The sequence below is a fragment of the Synechococcus sp. B60.1 genome, from assembly GCF_047462555.1.
Classification (GTDB): domain Bacteria; phylum Cyanobacteriota; class Cyanobacteriia; order Thermostichales; family Thermostichaceae; genus Thermostichus.
The window spans coordinates 2,797-4,405 of record NZ_JANSJN010000142.1; the positions used below are offsets into that span (position 1 = coordinate 2,797).

Sequence of the window (1,609 nt, forward strand, 5' to 3'; positions counted from 1 at the left end):
GAGCGCCAGAACCGGCAGTTCTGGCCAATGGGCTTGGTCAAGGCAGCGCTGCCCACTGCCCGCCAGCTCGGCTGTAAATCTGGCCCGCGTTACACCCCTGTCGCTAAGGGAGCGCGATGTTGCTTTTCGCTTCAAAACATTTCTTAACAATTTTGCCCCTTGCCAGGGATCCTTATCTGGCCGAGCTTTGCGGCCCTTTTCCGGCAAGTGTCCGAGGCGTTTTCGGGACCAATCGCGGCCAAGGGCAGGAATAACGAGCTGCTGGGGGGTATGATCTTGTGAAGAACTTTTGCTGAGCCTCAGGTTTGACGGGATCCCGTCTCTGTGGCAGTCTGTCTTTGCTCTACCATTGCCTTGTGGCTTGTTCGCTTCATCCACTTGGAAACGGGTTGCTGAAACTATGCTGTTACTGAAAATCTCTGTTTACGCGGTGGTAATCTTTTTTGTGGGACTGTTTGTCTTTGGTTTCTTGAGCAACGACCCTGCCCGCAACCCCAACCGTCGGGACATGGAATGAGGGATCCCGCGCTTGGGCGTTCCTGGTGAGCATGGCTAACGCCTTAAGGGGGTGCTTGATGCACCCTCTGCTTTCGCTTGGCTCTCAACCCAAAGCAGCGACTTAGCTTGCCTATTGAAAGACTGTAATCAGAAGAGTCTGGGATCCAGAGCGGTTCTGCTGATCGAAAGCGGTGATGCGGAACTGCCAAACGCCGGCAGGATCGCCAGGAGCAACCCGGAAGTCGGTGTTGAAGCTACAGAAAGTGGCACCTGGGCTGCAGCCAACCTGCTGCGGGTTAAAGACTTCTCTTTGGACGCGCGTGCCAAGCGGGTTAAAGGTTTCCAGTTCCACAAACTGGGTTGAGCGGGCGCCGCCGGGCACACTCACCTGCACCGTGAAAGCCGGTGTGGAGGTGCCTATGCGCACAGAGGTAGGCGGATTGATAAAGGCAACGGTTGGGCTTTGGGGTGGAACGATAATCGATCCGCCAGAGCTGCCGCTGTTGCCGCAGGCGGTCAGAGGGGTGGCTAGAAAGCCCGTTGCCAAGAGAGTTAGCACAGCGCGTCGCATTCTTGTCTCTCCTCACAAAACTTTGCAGAAACTTGGAAACCTCTTGTCCCCTCGCGGGGGCAAGTTTGCCTCTAGGCTAATCTTTGCTGCTCCAGCCCTAGAGCAGATGCGCAATCGCGCAAAGATAGAGAATCTCTTGCGCTAAAACAACAGCAAGCGCCGCAGGATCAAGGCCATGACAGCAACAAAGCCGGCTACGATGAGCTGCCCCGGCAAGGTGTAGCCTGAGTAGAGGCCAATCAATCTCAGCAACTCCCCATCCCAAGGTTGGGTGGCCAAAAGATAGACAATTCCGGTCAGGTGAACCAAGGCCAGAGCTGCCAAGCTGGCAGATCCCAAGTCCTGCAGGCGCACTGGCGCAGAGATGCTGGGCAGCACGTAGGGGTTGCGGCGAGGGGGAAAGGAAGCGGTCGGCAAGTGAGGATCCGTGTGTCGAAAGGCCATTGTCCCGCAGGCCCAGGCCGCGGGCAGGAAGCCCAGCAGGTAGCCGAAGGCGGGCTGGTACAGGTATTGCCATCCGCCTCCCTGGGCAAACACCTG

Annotated in this window: 3 protein-coding genes; 1 reads left to right on the forward strand and 2 read right to left on the reverse strand. The window is 57.2% G+C overall.

The annotated features are described in order from the left end of the window. Nucleotides 1-400: 400 nt before the first annotated feature. Nucleotides 401-517 (forward strand): photosystem II reaction center protein I, encoded by a 117-nt coding sequence (locus tag NW863_RS12275; protein WP_011431538.1) that lies wholly within the window; start codon nt 401-403, stop codon nt 515-517. A gap of 111 nt (nt 518-628) precedes the next feature. Here the strand turns inward: NW863_RS12275 and NW863_RS12280 are convergent, their stop codons facing one another. Together NW863_RS12280 and NW863_RS12285 are read right to left on the reverse strand one after the other, a co-directional pair. Beyond that, the gene (locus NW863_RS12280) at nt 629-1,069 is read right to left on the reverse strand and encodes a hypothetical protein (protein ID WP_414366691.1); all 441 of its coding nucleotides are present in this window, start codon (nt 1,067-1,069) and stop codon (nt 629-631) included. A 141-nt stretch (nt 1,070-1,210) separates the two neighbouring features. Then, nucleotides 1,211-1,609: biotin transporter BioY (locus NW863_RS12285; protein ID WP_414366693.1), on the reverse strand; the 399-nt coding region annotated here is incomplete at its 5' end.